Origin of the sequence: Paenibacillus sp. LX16, assembly GCF_036252815.1 — a bacterium.
GTDB lineage: Bacteria > Bacillota > Bacilli > Paenibacillales > Paenibacillaceae > Paenibacillus > Paenibacillus polymyxa_B.
Map to the genome: position 1 here is coordinate 4,306,782 of NZ_CP141152.1, position 15,450 is coordinate 4,322,231.

Genomic DNA, 15,450 nt, shown 5'->3' on the forward strand with positions numbered 1-15,450 from the left:
GAGGCAAAACAACAAAAAAGGCATGAGCCGATTTAAGTATGTTTGAAAACAACCTTGGGATATAGAATGCCCCAGTAGGCTGTAAACAATCATAACTTAAAACAACTCATGCCTGATCGAATCAGTAACACGTTAAATGTTCAGTTAATGTTCAGTTGTTGTCTTCCTCATTGCAAAATTGATTATAGCACCCCACTAAATGCGAGGCAATACTTTTTTATTCCGGTTTTATCACTTTTGTTGCTCCCCCTGCTCTTTGCGTTGGGACAACCGCTGCAGATGCATTGTCAAATAACTAACCTCAGCCGGGTACACAGATTTACGGAGTCTTTTCTCCATAATTTTCGTGAGCTTCCAGGCCAGCATATACATTTCCGGATACTCCTCATTCAAAAGCTTGTCCAATCGATAAATCTCCTGCACAATTTCTCCTCGGCGCACACGTTCAATTGCAAACCTCAGATGAGTCAGCAGACGAGAATAATCAAGAGATTGGAGAGGAATACGATAATCCAGTGTCGTCTCGACAACCTGAACCATATCAGCAATCAGACGAGAATCCTTCCTAACCTCGGAGATATGCTGGTTTGTCATGGCGCTATAAATATGCAGGGCCACGAATCCGATTTCATCTTCTCCCAGATCTACATTCATCTTATCCCTAATTAAAGCAACAGCCTGCTCAGCCATCTTGTATTCCTGAGGATATATTTCCCTAGTCTCATACAAAAACGGATTATGAATCGTAATTCCCTGTTTATGACGGTTGATGGAAAAAGCAATATGATCAGTTAAAGCAATCAGTATGTGCTCATTTAGAGGCTTCTTTGCTTGAAGCTGAACAAGATGAAGCACCTCACCGATGACCTCAATGAGCTTTTCATCCAGCTCAGGAAGCAACCGTTTGTATTGCTCCTGTTCTTCATGGCTTTTTAATATAAATAATTTTTCAACTGAATCCAACGGCATAAGATCGCCGGGTCTGCGATTGAAACCGATTCCTTTTCCAATCACGACAACCTCATCATGCTCGGGATGCATCCCTATAATCACATTGTTATTCAGCGCTTTGGCCACTTTTAGGCTGCTCACATCCGCACCTCTTTTATCAGAACCTTGATCCTAAGAATTATAGCATGAAGCTCAGAGGAATCCACGTTAAAGTACCAAATATTCGGCTAAAGGTCAATAAAAAGAAAACGCTTTTCATCACATTGCCGGGAAATGCTGTGATGAAAAGCGGTCTTTTTGGTTAGGGATAGATGCTCCCCAAAGACTTATCGTTATTCTTTATCTGCTAGTGCTGCCTCCACCGAGGCTGGAAGAGGCTGCTTATTCGCTTCACCGGAGGACGGCACCGAATGAAGGCCTTTTTTCCCAGTGGTCAGCCCCTTGATTAACTGCTCCACATCAATACCGGATACACTCTTCAGCATCTCAGGTGCCGTAGCCATCAGTTCGGTGACATAATTGCTGACACGCGCTGCTCCTTCTCCTTTTCCCGTATCAACTACGGTGAGTTTATCAATGGACGCGATCGGTTCAGCAATACGTCCAGCCAGATCAGGCAGCATTTTCACGATAATATCGAGCACGGCGGCCTCTCCAAACTTCTGGAACGCCTCCGCCAGTTTTTCCTTGGCCTCCGCTTCTGCAAGTCCACGCAAACGGATAACATCTGCGTCTGCCGTACCTTTGGCGCGTTCTGCATCTGCTTCTGCTTGCCCGTTTAGACGTTTTTGTTCAGCTGACGCTTTAGCCTGGGTCTCAATCGAGTATTGCAGCGATTCAGCCTCACGCATTTTACGCGATTTATCTGCTTCCGCCGCTTGCTCGACCGCATACCGATCGGCTTCGGCCTTCTTTTTCACTTCCGCATCATATTGCTTTTCACGTACCTGTATTTCCTTGGTTTGAAGATCAATTTCCCGTTCCTTGCGCACCAGCTCGACCTTCATCTGCTCCTCGACAGCAGTCTGCTTGGCACGGGCCTCCTGAATGTGATAAGCCTGATCGGCTTCGGCCTTCGCTGTATCCTGTTCTTTCTTAAACGAAGCCACTTTGAGTTCCTTCTCCTTGGCTGCCTCGGCAATGTTGGTATCCCGCAGCAGTTCGGCCTTCTGGCCTTCCTGTTCCGCACGCGCCTTCTGAATCCTGGCATCCCGCACAGCCTCGGCTTCCGCAATCTCAGCATCCCGTTTCACAGCGGCAATTCTCGGCTTACCGAGTGCATCCAGATATCCGTGCTTATCACGCACATCTTTGATGGTGAATGAAACGATTTGTAAGCCCATTTTTTTCAGATCGCGAGCAGCTACGCCCTGTACTTCCTGCGCAAACCGATCCCGATTACGATATACTTCTTCCACTGTCATCGAGCCAAGGATTGCGCGCAAATGTCCCTCCAGTACTTCCTGAGCCTCTCCCCTAAGAGCCTCCAGTGGCTTCCCGATGAACTGCTCGGCTGCTGTGGCTACATCCTCAATGGAACTGCCGACCTTGATGATCGCCACACCATCCGCAATTACGGGAACTCCTTGCTCCGTATACACTTCCGGTGTGGTTACGTCCAGTTTGTGGGATAACAGAGAGATAAATTCGGACTGCTGGAAAATAGGCCAAATGAAGGCGCCCCCACCTCGTACAATTTTAATTTTGCGACCAGAGTCATCCTCGGAAATATTTTTATTTCCCAGAAAAGAACCTGTCACGATCATCCCTTCATCCGGTCCTACCGTTTTGTAGCGGGCCCAAAAAGCGATCCCTAATATGACGATAACGATAACAACAATCCCAGGGACCAACACAATATCTTGCAAATTTGACACTCCCGATCACGCTCCCTTCAAGTTAAGCGAATGCGCCGTCTATGTGTCCAGGTACGCTACGCGGACGACGCCCTCTGCGACCTCAACCACGACGATACGGGTTCCCGCAGCAAGCGGTTTGTGATCGAAGCTCGATGCTGTATGTATGGTGTTGCCTGCACCCAAGCGGATCATAACCTCCCCGTAACCAACCTCAGGTACAGGAATGGTGACCTCACCGATTCTGCCAGTCAGCTCACGCATGGAGAAGCCGCTGGATACCTCCGAATTCGCCATGGGCTTGATAAACGCAAAAAATACGAGCACTCCAATAACAAGTGCAATCCCTAAAGCAAGCACAACGACCCAGCCCATGGTCAGCTCGGTATACTTTGTCAGTAGTACACCAGCCCCGCCAAAAGCGGTCATGGCTCCAAGTAATACGACAGGCCTGAACCAATCAAGGCCCGGTAGCTCCAATGCACCATCCAGCCAACTACCGAGTACATCCCCGATCAGCACACTGACTACGGTAAAGATAGCGCCCCCTGCCAATAGCCACCAAAATATGGTTTCCATGCGACTCCTCCTTCCATGTACCTTTTCAGCCTGGTTTCCAGTCTATAACTATGTTTACGTATTCAACCTAAAAAAGTTTCAAAATTTTCCTCTAATATCCCAAATGAAACCCAAAAAAGCACGTTCGTACGTCTAATGACGTACAAACGTGCTTATAATGATATAAATGTCGGTTTACAGGGATGCTTTGTAAATTTCGACTACATCTTCGCGATTGAGCTTGTTAAAGCCACCAAAAGATCCGAATTTCACAGCTTTATCAGCCATAACATCGATTTTGGACGCATCAATATCGTAATCAGCCAGACGGCTTGGTGCACCAATCGAGTTCCAGAAATCACGCAATGCCTGAATACCTTCCAGCGCCACTTCTTCATCACTCTTGCCTTCTGGGTTTACATGGAACACATTGACGGCCAGTTGTTTGAAGCGTTCAGGCTTCACATGCAGATTGTGTTTCATCCAGTTCGGGAACAGAATAGCCAGTCCTCCACCATGTGGAATATCATAAACAGCAGACACAGCATGCTCAATATTGTGAGTAGCCCAGTCACCTGTTAGCCCCATGTTCAGGAAACCGTTCAGCGCCATCGTACCACAATACATAATCGTTTCACGCAGCTCATAGTTTTCCAGATCGTTGACCAGACCTGGAGCCGCATCCATGACCGTACGCAAAATCGTTTCGCACCAGCCAAGTTGGACCGGAGTATTGGATTCCAAATGAAAATAATGTTCCAGCGTATGTGACATCATATCTACGATTCCGTAAACGGTTTGATTTTGTGGCAGTGAGTATGTGTTCACTGGATCAAGAATGGAAAACGCAGGGAACGCAAATACGCTACCCCATCCCAATTTTTCCTGTGTTTTTTCATTTGTAATAACAGAACCCGCATTCATTTCAGAACCGGTAGCTGCCATGGTCAAAACCGTACCTAATGGCAATGCTGCCTGTGGTGCCGCTTTACGCTCTGCAAAATCCCACATGTCGCCATCATATTTTGCACCAACAGCAATGGCTTTGGAACAATCCAGCACACTACCGCCGCCTACAGCCAGAACGAGGTCGATTTGATGTGTTTTACACAATTCCACGCCTTTATGTACTGTAGATAAGCGAGGATTCGGTTCCACACCAGCCAGTTCCGTTACCTCTGCACCGATTTCACCAAGCAAACTTATTACATTATCGTACAAACCGCTGCGCTTAATGCTGCCGCCGCCATATACAAGCAGTACACGTTTACCATATTTAGGAACTTCACGCTTGAGAGCCTCCAATTGTCCTTTACCGAAGATCAATTGTGTAGGATTATAAAATTCGAATGCTTTCATCGCAAACGCCCGCCTCCAATAGTTCTAAAGTTTAATGTTAAGAAACTACTCTATTATAACCTTTTCGGTTACAGGAAACAAATATGCTTTATTTTCAGAAAAAAACCACACTCCTTGAGGGAGCATGGTTCCATGTCATATCTTGGGAGGGTTCTCGTAGTGTATTATGTGCTGCACAAGCAATTTTATTCTCCCAAAGTATATCCCAATTGTTTCATAAAACGACCAAACGCTTGCTGCCCGGATTCATTCCGCTTATACACTCCTGCATGCTCTAAAATTTCACTGAATTTCAGTCCAACTTCATTTTGTACGGTACGAACAGCCGTCTCCTTGTCAGGCAAACGACCGAACCGGGTATTTAACTGGTAAATCCAGTCTGCATGCTTAAACAGTGGATGTCCTTCCTGCTGCATAGCCACAGCCAGTTTGTCATCCCCACACAAAATATCTGCAATTCCATCCAGTTCATTCTTGAGCCGCCCTGGTAATATGGCAAGTCCCATAACTTCGATCAGACCGATATTTTCCTTCTTGATGTGATGCATCTCGCGGTGAGGATGGAAAATCCCCTCCGGATACTCTTCACTCGTTCGGTTGTTACGCAGTACGAGATCCATCTGATACCTGCCTTCGGAATCACGGCGCACAATCGGCGTCACAGTATTATGCGGAATCGTTTCCCCCTCCTGCTCTGTGTGAGAGAGGACATCGGCTACAGGATCACTATAAGCTTTCCAAGCTTCAAAAGCAGCATTTCCCGCCTCCAACAGAGCCTCGGCATCTGTTGACGTAAAACGGATGACCGACATCGGCCAGTTTACAATCCCTGCTGTAACCTGCGGGAACGCTTCATTATGGTATACGCCGTCCACACCCGCTTTTTCAATTGGGAATGTATGACGACCACCCTGAAAATGATCATGGGTCAGAATCGATCCGCCGACAATCGGCAGATCCGCATTGGAGCCAATAAAATAATGCGGAAACGCTTTCGTAAAGGCCAGCAATCGGCGCAGTGTATCCTTTGTAAGCTTCATCGGTACATGATCATGATGGAACACAATGCAGTGCTCGTTGTAATACACATAGGGTGAATATTGAAAAAACCACGGTTCCCCATTCAATTCCACCGGAATGATGCGCAAATTTTGACGGGACGGATGATTTACTCTGCCTGCATATCCGACGTTTTCACGGCATAATTGACACTTGGGATAAACAGGCGGCGGCAAAAGCTTCGCCATCGCAATTTCCTTGGGACTTTTTTCTGGCTTGGACAAATTAATCGTGATTTCCATATCTCCGTAAGATGTCGACTGATTCCAGTACACATTGCTGGCAACCCGATCCATTCGGATGTAGTTCGAATCGATGGATAATTGATAAAAAGCATCTGTCGCCGCCTCTATGCCACGTTCAGTCTCCGTTTGATGAAAGTCACGGATGACTTCAGACGGTCTTGCCATCAACAGTCCCATGATTTTGGAATCCAGCAAATCACGATACGTATCTGTGTTTTCAGGGATAAGTCCAGTGGCAAAACCATAATCTATCAATACATTAAGCACAGGCTGGAGAGCTTCGGGGGCCATAACGCCCCCTGCTTCCCCACCTGAATAAGGCTCCGAAAACCCAAACTGCTCCAATAGCAGATTACGGCTATAATCTGTATCCTGCGGACCGATCAAGCCCTTGTTTTGTGCGAATGCAACCAGTTGCTCCACCGCATATAGAGCCGATTGCTGCACAGTTTCGTCGATGTCATGGGCCAAATGCCGGGAATGTTCCCGGCCTTGGCCTTTATCTGCGGATTGGCGCTCGCTCATATGTCATCGTCTCCCGTCTATTCGTCGCCGTAGCCGTGAGGGTGCGACTGATGCCATCCCCATGCTCCGCTAATAATATCCTCCAATTGGGTACGTGCTGGACTCCAGCCCAACACTGAACGAGCCTTGTCAGAAGATGCAACCAATATCGCTGGATCGCCTGCGCGGCGTGGCTCTGTAACAACTGGAATGTCGAGTCCAGTGACCTTGCGTGCCGTCTCAATAACTTCTTTCACAGAGAAGCCCTGTCCATTGCCCAAGTTGAATACGTTGCTGTCATTGCCTTCGCGCAAGTAATTTACTGCACGCACATGAGCATCCGCCAGGTCACTCACGTGAATGTAATCCCGAACACACGTGCCGTCAGGTGTCGCATAATCCTCACCAAACACAGCGATGTGTGGACGTTGTTTCAAGGCTGTCTGGAGCACTAACGGGATCAGATGGCTTTCTGGTCGGTGATCTTCACCGATCTTGCCGCTCTCATGCGCACCAGCTGCATTAAAATACCGTAAAGACACATATTTGATGCCTAAAACTTTATCAAACCACGACATCATGCGCTCCATCATCAGCTTTGTTTCACCATACACATTGGTTGGCTCTGTACGGTCACCCTCTTCAATCGGCACTTTTTCCGGTTCGCCGTAGGTAGCCGCAGTAGAGGAAAACACGATTCGGCGCACTCCAGCATCCTTCATCGCCTCCAGCAAGCTCAGCGTGCCAAATACATTGTTGTCATAGTATTTACCAGGATTTTGCATACTTTCTCCAACCAGCGAGTTAGCTGCAAAATGGATAACTGCGTCGATACTATTTTCAGAGAAAAGTTTGGACAGTAGTTCTTTATCCCTCAAATCCCCTTCATACAACTTGCCTCCAAGCAATGCTGCTTTGTGCCCGGATTGCAAATTATCCAGCACCACAACTTCTTCTCCCAGATCCAACAGTTCTGCTACGGTATGTGAACCGATATATCCAGCTCCACCTGTGACTAAAATGGCCATGTTATTCGTCCTCCTTCAGTTCTTTTACTCCGTCTCCTGCCTTGCATACATAAAAGCTGGCTTCCAGCCCTGTGCGGGTTTGATAAGCTTCGCCGACTTCCTTCACAAAACGTTCCACATCGTCCTCATGAACCAATGAAACCGTACAACCTCCAAATCCGGCTCCTGTCATACGGGCACCCAGCGTGCCAGGAATACGGCGTGCTTCTTCAACCATGACGTCCAGCTCCGTGCAGCTGACCTCATACAAGTCGCGTAATGAATCATGAGAAGCATTCATTAACTGACCAAAAGCTGCAAGTTCATTCGCTGCGAGAGCATCGACAGAGGCCAACACACGAGCGTTTTCCTCCACTACATGCTGTGCCCGCCGACGCACTGTTTGGTCCGCGATGTGATGCTGAAGCTCTCCGAAACGCGTCTCATCCAGCTGAGCGAGGTATTCCAGTGACGGCTCCTGCTGCTGTAAAATGGACAGTGCTTCGGCACACTGGCTACGACGCTCGTTATAGGCTGAGTCCACCAAACCGCGACGCTTGTTTGTATTGCCGATCACGAGCTTATAAGCCCCCGTGCGGAATGGCACTTTACGGTACTCCAACGTATCGCACATCAGCAGAATTGCATGATCAGCTGCTCCGTTCGCTACAGCGAACTGGTCCATAATACCGCAATTGACACCAACGTAATTGTTTTCTGCCCGCTGGGACAACAAAGCGATTTCGACCGTATCTGTTTCCTGTTTCTCGATCGTGAGAAACGCGTATCCTGTGACAACCTCAATGGAGGCTGAGGAGGATAATCCAGCACCATTCGGTATTTCTCCATGATAGAGCAGGTCATATCCGTTAGACGGATAAACTCCCTTTTCAGCCAACTCCACCAGCACACCCACCGGATAATCTACCCACTCATCCGTTTTGTTTTTACCTAGTTCTTCGCGGGAAATAGACACTTCATACGACAGGTTTGTCGAAGCAAAATGAATTTCATCATCATTGCGCGCACGAAGGATCAGCGTCGTTCCAAATTCCAGCGCAGCCGGGAGTACATAACCACCGTTATAGTCGATATGCTCTCCAATCAGATTGACACGTCCAGGTGCATGAAATATCCGCAGTTCATTGCTGCTTTCACCATATTTTTCAATAAAATGTTTCTTTAATTCAGTAGAGTTCATATCCGCATCCACCTCATATACCGTTAGTAAAGTGCCCTCCTGATTTCCCTGTAACATCTTAATCAGGTTGACATCTCTTATGATTTCAGTATAAATGAAAGCGTCACACAATGTAATGCATCCATGTGTTTAAGCTATGGATAAATGTGACTTGGATATGTACAATGTAAGTATACCGCATCCGCTAAACCATTCACAAATGCAGGAAGGATGACCCTATTTTGCAAGCGCATTCATATAGTTATGCCGTCGCCTCTAATCCGGTGTTTTATGAAAATAGCCCGCTTCATGTGCTTTTTGCAGGAGAGAGCCAAACCAAATCCGGTCATGCCGTAGGGCCGAAAATCTATGATTACTATCTGCTTCACTTTGTAGAATCGGGCAAAGGCATCTTCCGAACGGAACAGCACACATATCAGCTGGAAGAAAACGATTTTTTCCTTATTCATCCCGGTCAGCTGGTGAGCTATACCTCTGATCAAGACGAACCGTGGCGTTATCGTTGGTCTGCGTTTACCGGACACCATACTGAGCAGGTGGTGCAGGAGGCCGGGCTACGTGTTCACCAGCCTGTCTTTCATGCTTCCGATCAAAGTCCCATCCCCGGTTATTTGGAGCAAATGCAATTGGCCTTTTATAGCAGAAAATCTAGTTCTCATCTATCAGCCTTGGGCTATTTGTATCTGATTATGGGGGAAGCAGGCAATTACCTGAGTGACTGGACTGATCCGTCCGGGGCGGATTCGCAAATTCAACGTACAGTCAAGCAGATGGTTCAATATATGTCCACTCAGTACGCACACCCCGTTTCCATTGAGCAAATGTCTGAAGGACTTGGTTATAATCGTGCGTATTTGTCGCGGATATTCAAAAAGGAAACGGGCATCTCACCCGTCACCTATCTGCTTAAGCTAAGAATCGACAAATCACGTCAACTGCTGCGTGAGCGTCCTGAACTATCTGTAGAGCAAGTGGCCGCTTCGGTCGGACTAACCGATGCCTTATATTTCTCACGTCAATTCAAACGCTTCTGTGGTCAGTCTCCAACCGAGTACCGAAGCAAGGTTAAGCAGTATCCACAGTCGTAAAACAGACTTAAACAGCCCACATCCTTCAAACCGATGCGGGCTGTTTAGTATATATTGTATAAGAGAATGCGAAATTAGACCGATGACTACAAATTAACCTTCGCCATTAGGGTGTGCCGCCGTCCTGTCAGTTCCCGGCATTCAGAATCGAATCAATCCGATCCAATTCCTCCTGAGAAAAGTCCAGATTGGATAAGGTAGCAACATTTTCTTCAATTTGGCTTACACGGCTTGCCCCAATCAAGACAGAGGTCAGACGTTCGCCGCGCAGAGCCCAGGCCAGCGAGAATTGAGCCAAACTTTGTCCCCGTGCAGCAGCCATCTGATTCAGGGCGCGTACCTTGCGAAGTGTCTCTGGCGTCACATGGTTCTCATTCAGGAAAACCGATGTACTCGCTGCACGTGAATCCTCGGGAATTCCGTTCAAATATTTATTGGTCAGCAGTCCCTGCGCCAGCGGGCAAAAGGCAATGCTGCCTACCCCGTTTTCGTCCAGCACATCTTGTAATCCATTTTCAATCCAGCGGTCGAGCAAGGAGTATTTCGGCTGATGAATCAGAAGCGGTGTTCCCAGCTCCTTCAGAATGCGAGCTGCTTCTGCGGTTTGCTCCGCACTATAATTGGACACACCCACATACAGCGCTTTGCCGGATCGTACGATATGATCCAGTGCTCCCATCGTTTCTTCCAGCGGCGTATCAGGATCAAATCGGTGAGAGTAGAATATATCGACATAGTCCAGCCCCATCCGCTTCAGGCTCTGATCCAGACTAGATATCATATACTTGCGGGATCCCCAGTCACCATAAGGTCCTGCCCACATATTGTAGCCCGCTTTGGTGGAGATGACCAACTCATCCCGGTACGGTTTCATATCACTGGCTAATACTTGTCCAAAAAATTCCTCAGCTGATCCCGCAGGAGGGCCATAGTTATTAGCTAAATCAAAATGCGTAATTCCCAGATCAAAGGAGCGGGTAATCATGCTACGGCCATTCTCCGCGTTGTTAATCCCGCCAAAATTGTGCCACAAGCCCAGCGAAATAGCCGGCAGTTTTAGACCTGATCTCCCTGTACGGTTATATTTCATACTTTCATAACGATCTTCGCCAGCTAAATAAACCATGCTATCCCAGCCTCTCTCGAAACATTGTAATGTCCATCACAACATCATCATAGCGCTTTTATCCAGGCGTTGACAAGAAAACGATTACAGACCTAATTGATGAGCAAGTTTTTCCATAACTTTACCGATTGGATCGGTGATTAAAAGATCCGCCTTATGATCATACGAGGTGGGATCTGTATTCAGCAGCACCGTATGTTTGCCACGAAAATAAGTAATCAAGCCCGCAGCAGGATGTACTGTCAGCGACGTTCCTCCAATTAACAGCAGATCAGCCTGCGAAATAGCCTGAACGGATTGAATAAGGATATCCTGATTCAGCTCCTCCTCATATAAAACGACATCCGGTTTGATAATTCCTCCATCTATTGGACATTTAGGTACAACCTCAGAGCTGTTCATCACTTCATCTAGACTGTAAAAGCGTCCGCATTCCATACAGTGGTTCCGATGCACCGAGCCGTGAAGTTCCAATACATTCACACTGCCGGCAGCTTGATGTAAACCGTCAATATTTTGGGTCACAACCGCTTTTAGACGGCCTTGTTTTTCCAATGACGCGAGGAAATGATGACAACCGTTCGGCTCCGCATCGGGATGCAGCATTTTGCTGCGATAGAAGTCGAAGAACACCTCAGGATGCTTCACAAAAAATGAACGGCTCAGCATAACCTCAGGGGAATAAGGCAATTTCTCCTCACTTTGATACAGGCCTGCTGCCGAACGAAAATCCGGAATACCGCTTTCCGTCGATGTGCCTGCTCCGCCGAAAAAAACAACATTCTGCGATTGCTGTATCCATTCCGCCAACGTATTCACTTTCATACCCTACGCACCTCCAGTTCTTCATATCCACGAACAACCTTATCCGCATCCAGTAAATGACCAGAACGTTCTGCTTCTGGCGCAAATCCAATAGCGAGCCGCACTCCGGCACGTTTGCCCATCTGCATGTCCCCATTACTGTCTCCGATGACTACCACGTCCGCCGGCGACAATCCTAGTAATGCGCAGGCTTTTTCAGCCATTTCCGGGTCAGGCTTACCGTATGTAACCCTATCGTGTCCGATGACCTCGTCAAAATAGGATGTCAGCCCCATCCACTCCAAATGCTCCTGTGCAGCCTCTGTACTGTCAGAGGTCACAACCGCTAGTTTCAGCCCGGCATGGCAGCTTTGCTCAAGCAACGTCCGCAACCCTGGAAACACCTTCGCTGCCCGATGTCGCCGAATATCAGCCATCGCCGTTTTATTAAAGTCGCGGACAAGCCGTACAGCCTCATTCCACGGTACACCAGCAGTATAAAGCTGCCAAGCCAGTATCCCCGTACTTTCGTCCACCGTCCCCATGGCCAGCGGGCCAGAAGGATCGTAACCGATCACACGTCCCTCCTGATCGTGAACAGTACCTAGAATACTGCCTTTTTCCACCGTAAAACCAGCACCCGCCACGGTAAGATGCTGCTCCATCATATCCAGTATAGAACGAGCCCAGGGGCCCCACAACTGAATAAAATCCAGCAACGTTCCATCTTTATCTAATAAAATACCACGGCATGGGTACCGCTCCCCCTGCACGATCAGCTCAGACATGCAGCACACCTCCTTTACTGATTCTTAGGAGCCACATCCACACTCTCTTTCATCCAGTCCTGTAAAGCCGTTACCGTCTGATTCCATTGCTCAACAGCGCTAATTTTTGCAGGATTATCTCCTTTTTGGACACCATAACTGCCGAATTGGGCATGGTTTCCCCCTTCGACTGTAAAATACAGCGTGTTGGCCGGTAAATAAGTTCTTCCACTTTGGACATTTTCCATCTTGACGACTCCATCATCACTTCCCAATAGAGAAATAACGGGCAGATTTTTATCCTTTAAATTACCCTTGTTATCCGGGTAGGAGGCAAGGAAAAATACACCTTTGACCTGATCGGGATGTGCAGCTGCATATCGGGCCGCCATCACACCGCCTAACGAATGGCCTCCAATAACAAACGCTTCTTTCGGATATGCCTTCAGCACTTCATTCGCTAGATCCGGGGAGATCAATGCAAGGTTCAGTGGCATTTTTGCAATGATCACATGATGACCCTTTTCCGCCAGACGGCGTGCCAAGGGCGCATAACTTTCGGGCTTCACCAACGCCCCTGGATACAAAATGACTCCAGTTCCGCTTCTTTTTACAGGCTCAAAACCAACCCAATGTTCTTGTTCATTTACTTTTACAGCATCCGCTACTTCGGCTAATGCAGCAGCAGCCGTCTCGTCAGGCTGATAAGGCGTAAATATCTTCCATGCTCCCCACCCTGCGATCAGTGCAATAACAATCAGGACGCCTAACAGAACTTTCCATATTTTCCGAGGACCACGTGTCCCATATGAGTTGTATGATCTTCTTGTTCTTCTTCTCATTTTAAAAGTTCCTTTCGCCTTTTGTACCTCGTAATTTGTAATTTGAATATAAAATATGCCGCTGTATTCATCAGCGTAACTAGCCTTGTTAGGGTAACATCGTTGTACATACAGGGTCAAATCAGCATACATTTCCAGATATTAGCCCATCTTTGTCCGGTGTTCAAGCATTCGCCACACAATAAGGTCATGGTAGCGCTTACTATTGTGAAAAAAATCACAATGATAAAGTCCAGAGTATCGTACCTTGTTCCTTGTAAAGAATTATTTTTTAAATAGTTTAGTCGGCAGAAGCCGTTCGGAGGGAAACACATGACGACAAGCCATGATGTACAAGGGGAAAGCTTCTTTCTCAATTTGCGATTTCTGTTGATCATATGCGTATTTGCAGGAAATTCTCTGGAGCCTCTAGTCGGTTCACTTCATATTGCCCAACAATGGTTCAGCTGGATATTCATGTTCCATATGCCGTTGTTTGTACTCGTTACAGGCTACTTTGCCAAATCATCTTTGACCGGACCCGCAGGCCAAAAAGTTCTGCTTCAGATCGGTATGCAATATCTTATTTTTCAATCGCTCTATTCGATCTTGGATGTTGCACTCTTCCACGTTCCCCATATCCATCATTCTTTTTTTGCTCCTTATCTGCTACTCTGGTTCCTCGCCAGTCATATCTGTTGGAGACTGCTGATGCTCGCTCTTCAGAAAGTACCGCCTGTCTTCCAATTAGGTATATCCGTGCTGCTGGGTATCCTCGTCGGGTATCTCCCTGTGGATGGTATATGGCTGAGCGTATGCAGAACCTTTGTTTATTTGCCTTACTTTGTAGCAGGTTATCATTTGAATTATGCGGACGTTCGACGGTTCTTCACAACACCAGTCCGCATAATCGCTGGCATGATATCTCTTCTGCTTATGATGCTGGCGGGAACGTCGTATTTTGGCATCCCAGCAGGCTGGCTGTATGGCAACATGACTTACGGTGAATTGGGCCATACCGAATGGTACGCAGGAATTTACCGCATCGGAATTTATGGAGTTCAATGGATAGCATCGATGGCGTTTCTGAGCTTTGTTCCGGCCGTCACAGGACGTATAACCGAGATGGGAAGACGGACACTATATGTCTTTTTACTCCATGGCTTGATCGTCCGTACCGTTGTTGCGAAGGGAGTCTACGAATATATAGATACTCCAGTGGAAGTCATGTTGATTGTAGTGTGTGCTGCAGGTCTGTGCTGTATGTTGACCATGCCTTGGGTTCGAACCGCAACACGACCTCTGATTGAGCCACAGGTAGAATGGATGCTAAAGCCAGCTCCTTATCCTTTTAGACGATCCGCGTAATCTTTTTATCCATTTTTTATTTAACATTGAATACGCGACAACCCACTTACAGACGAACATGTAAGCGAGTCTATCCCCTCTTTACTCCACTTGGAGCCTGTTTCATACAGGCGTGATGTGGTAAGTAAAGGATGCGCGCAACAAAAAACAACTTTTTTATTAAGGAGTGATTTGTAATGGCACGTAATCAAAATCAGGAGAAAATGAGTCGCGAAGAAGCAGGTCGTATGGGTGGAGAAGCTACTTCCAAGAAGCACAATAAGGAATTTTATCAGGAGATTGGTAAAAAAGGCGGGGAAGCAACCGCAAACTCTCATGATAAAGAATTTTATCAGGAAATCGGCAAAAAGGGCGGCGATGCTACAGCTGAGTCGCATGACAAAAATTTCTACAGAGACATCGGTCGTAAAGGCGGCAGAAATTAAGGTGTAGTGTCATATTCGCCCTCCTTTAACATAAAAACAAGCCTGAGCCCATCCGCTTTATTGCGGAATGGGCTCTTTCATATTTTACCTGATACGCAAACCTATCAGTATACGTATTTCTAAGAGAATCACATTCTAACCTCTTCTAAATGCAATATATAGACAAATAAAACTGCTCATATCTATATATTGTTGATCACAGAACACTTCTTGTACTTTTTCAAAATCTTCATATATGTAGAAAAAAGCTCACATCTATGATAGACTCTTTAGAAAACATCTGCGCTATTACGGCGTCCATTGAACGCCAT

Annotated in this window: 14 protein-coding genes; 3 read left to right on the top strand and 11 right to left on the bottom strand. The window is 47.0% G+C overall.

What is annotated here, in order from left to right; all coding sequences use genetic code 11:
• Positions 1 to 231: 231 nt before the first annotated feature.
• The 7 genes from glcT to T3H97_RS19240 form a co-directional block, all read right to left on the bottom strand.
• Positions 232 to 1,092, bottom strand: coding sequence for a glucose PTS transporter transcription antiterminator GlcT (gene glcT, locus T3H97_RS19210; RefSeq protein WP_103049339.1), 861 nt, complete (start codon positions 1,090 to 1,092; stop codon positions 232 to 234).
• A 191-nt stretch (positions 1,093 to 1,283) separates the two neighbouring features.
• Positions 1,284 to 2,819 (bottom strand): flotillin lipid rafts scaffold protein FloT, encoded by a 1,536-nt coding sequence (locus T3H97_RS19215; protein WP_103049338.1) that lies wholly within the window; start codon positions 2,817 to 2,819, stop codon positions 1,284 to 1,286.
• A 48-nt stretch (positions 2,820 to 2,867) separates the two neighbouring features.
• Complete coding sequence (locus T3H97_RS19220; RefSeq protein ID WP_025723288.1) at positions 2,868 to 3,386, bottom strand: NfeD family membrane protein; 519 nt, start codon at positions 3,384 to 3,386, stop codon at positions 2,868 to 2,870.
• A 174-nt stretch (positions 3,387 to 3,560) separates the two neighbouring features.
• A complete protein-coding gene (locus T3H97_RS19225; RefSeq protein ID WP_103049336.1) occupies positions 3,561 to 4,724 on the bottom strand; it encodes an iron-containing alcohol dehydrogenase in 1,164 nt (387 codons plus the stop codon).
• Positions 4,725 to 4,909: 185 nt separating this feature from the next.
• The gene (locus T3H97_RS19230; RefSeq protein WP_103049335.1) at positions 4,910 to 6,553 is read right to left on the bottom strand and encodes a UDP-glucose--hexose-1-phosphate uridylyltransferase; all 1,644 of its coding nucleotides are present in this window, start codon (positions 6,551 to 6,553) and stop codon (positions 4,910 to 4,912) included.
• Positions 6,554 to 6,570: 17 nt separating this feature from the next.
• Positions 6,571 to 7,560, bottom strand: coding sequence for a UDP-glucose 4-epimerase GalE (galE, locus tag T3H97_RS19235; RefSeq protein WP_328800593.1), 990 nt, complete (start codon positions 7,558 to 7,560; stop codon positions 6,571 to 6,573).
• A gap of 1 nt (position 7,561) precedes the next feature.
• Positions 7,562 to 8,740 (bottom strand): galactokinase, encoded by a 1,179-nt coding sequence (locus T3H97_RS19240; protein WP_328800594.1) that lies wholly within the window; start codon positions 8,738 to 8,740, stop codon positions 7,562 to 7,564.
• 221 nt (positions 8,741 to 8,961) lie between these two features.
• Here T3H97_RS19240 and T3H97_RS19245 point away from each other — a divergent pair, with 221 nt between their 5' ends.
• Positions 8,962 to 9,828 (top strand): AraC family transcriptional regulator, encoded by an 867-nt coding sequence (locus T3H97_RS19245; protein ID WP_134902634.1) that lies wholly within the window; start codon positions 8,962 to 8,964, stop codon positions 9,826 to 9,828.
• A 127-nt stretch (positions 9,829 to 9,955) separates the two neighbouring features.
• Here the strand turns inward: T3H97_RS19245 and mgrA are convergent, their stop codons facing one another.
• The 4 genes from mgrA to T3H97_RS19265 all read right to left on the bottom strand — a co-directional run bounded on the left by mgrA (position 9,956) and on the right by T3H97_RS19265 (position 13,367).
• Positions 9,956 to 10,954, bottom strand: a complete 999-nt coding sequence (mgrA, locus tag T3H97_RS19250) for an L-glyceraldehyde 3-phosphate reductase (RefSeq protein ID WP_039272878.1) — start codon at positions 10,952 to 10,954, stop codon at positions 9,956 to 9,958.
• Positions 10,955 to 11,038: 84 nt separating this feature from the next.
• On the bottom strand, positions 11,039 to 11,779 hold the full coding sequence (locus T3H97_RS19255; protein ID WP_328800595.1) for an NAD-dependent protein deacylase: 741 nt from the start codon (positions 11,777 to 11,779) through the stop codon (positions 11,039 to 11,041).
• Positions 11,776 to 12,546, bottom strand: a complete 771-nt coding sequence (locus T3H97_RS19260) for an HAD family hydrolase (RefSeq protein ID WP_328800596.1) — start codon at positions 12,544 to 12,546, stop codon at positions 11,776 to 11,778. Before T3H97_RS19260 ends, T3H97_RS19255 begins: the two co-directional genes overlap by 4 nt.
• Positions 12,547 to 12,560: 14 nt before the next feature.
• Positions 12,561 to 13,367 (bottom strand): alpha/beta fold hydrolase, encoded by an 807-nt coding sequence (locus T3H97_RS19265; protein ID WP_328800597.1) that lies wholly within the window; start codon positions 13,365 to 13,367, stop codon positions 12,561 to 12,563.
• A gap of 312 nt (positions 13,368 to 13,679) precedes the next feature.
• Here T3H97_RS19265 and T3H97_RS19270 point away from each other — a divergent pair, with 312 nt between their 5' ends.
• Both T3H97_RS19270 and T3H97_RS19275 read left to right on the top strand, forming a co-directional pair.
• The gene (locus T3H97_RS19270; protein ID WP_328800598.1) at positions 13,680 to 14,714 is read left to right on the top strand and encodes an acyltransferase family protein; all 1,035 of its coding nucleotides are present in this window, start codon (positions 13,680 to 13,682) and stop codon (positions 14,712 to 14,714) included.
• Positions 14,715 to 14,890: 176 nt separating this feature from the next.
• Positions 14,891 to 15,139: a KGG domain-containing protein gene (locus T3H97_RS19275; RefSeq protein WP_029515716.1), complete on the top strand. Its 249-nt coding sequence runs from the start codon at positions 14,891 to 14,893 to the stop codon at positions 15,137 to 15,139.
• Positions 15,140 to 15,450 lie beyond the last annotated feature (311 nt).

What these genes read in the sequence shown, in the direction of transcription:
- T3H97_RS19260 (WP_328800596.1), bottom strand. Translation starts at nt 12,546, where the DNA reads ATGTCTGAGCTGATCGTGCAGGGGGAGCGGTACCCATGCCGTGGTATT.
- T3H97_RS19270 (WP_328800598.1), top strand. Translation starts at nt 13,680, where the DNA reads ATGACGACAAGCCATGATGTACAAGGGGAAAGCTTCTTTCTCAATTTG.
- T3H97_RS19220 (WP_025723288.1), bottom strand. Translation starts at nt 3,386, where the DNA reads ATGGAAACCATATTTTGGTGGCTATTGGCAGGGGGCGCTATCTTTACC.
- T3H97_RS19255 (WP_328800595.1), bottom strand. Translation starts at nt 11,779, where the DNA reads ATGAAAGTGAATACGTTGGCGGAATGGATACAGCAATCGCAGAATGTT.
- galE (WP_328800593.1), bottom strand. Translation starts at nt 7,560, where the DNA reads ATGGCCATTTTAGTCACAGGTGGAGCTGGATATATCGGTTCACATACC.
- T3H97_RS19240 (WP_328800594.1), bottom strand. Translation starts at nt 8,740, where the DNA reads ATGAACTCTACTGAATTAAAGAAACATTTTATTGAAAAATATGGTGAA.
- T3H97_RS19225 (WP_103049336.1), bottom strand. Translation starts at nt 4,724, where the DNA reads ATGAAAGCATTCGAATTTTATAATCCTACACAATTGATCTTCGGTAAA.
- T3H97_RS19230 (WP_103049335.1), bottom strand. Translation starts at nt 6,553, where the DNA reads ATGAGCGAGCGCCAATCCGCAGATAAAGGCCAAGGCCGGGAACATTCC.
- mgrA (WP_039272878.1), bottom strand. Translation starts at nt 10,954, where the DNA reads ATGGTTTATTTAGCTGGCGAAGATCGTTATGAAAGTATGAAATATAAC.
- T3H97_RS19275 (WP_029515716.1), top strand. Translation starts at nt 14,891, where the DNA reads ATGGCACGTAATCAAAATCAGGAGAAAATGAGTCGCGAAGAAGCAGGT.
- T3H97_RS19265 (WP_328800597.1), bottom strand. Translation starts at nt 13,367, where the DNA reads ATGAGAAGAAGAACAAGAAGATCATACAACTCATATGGGACACGTGGT.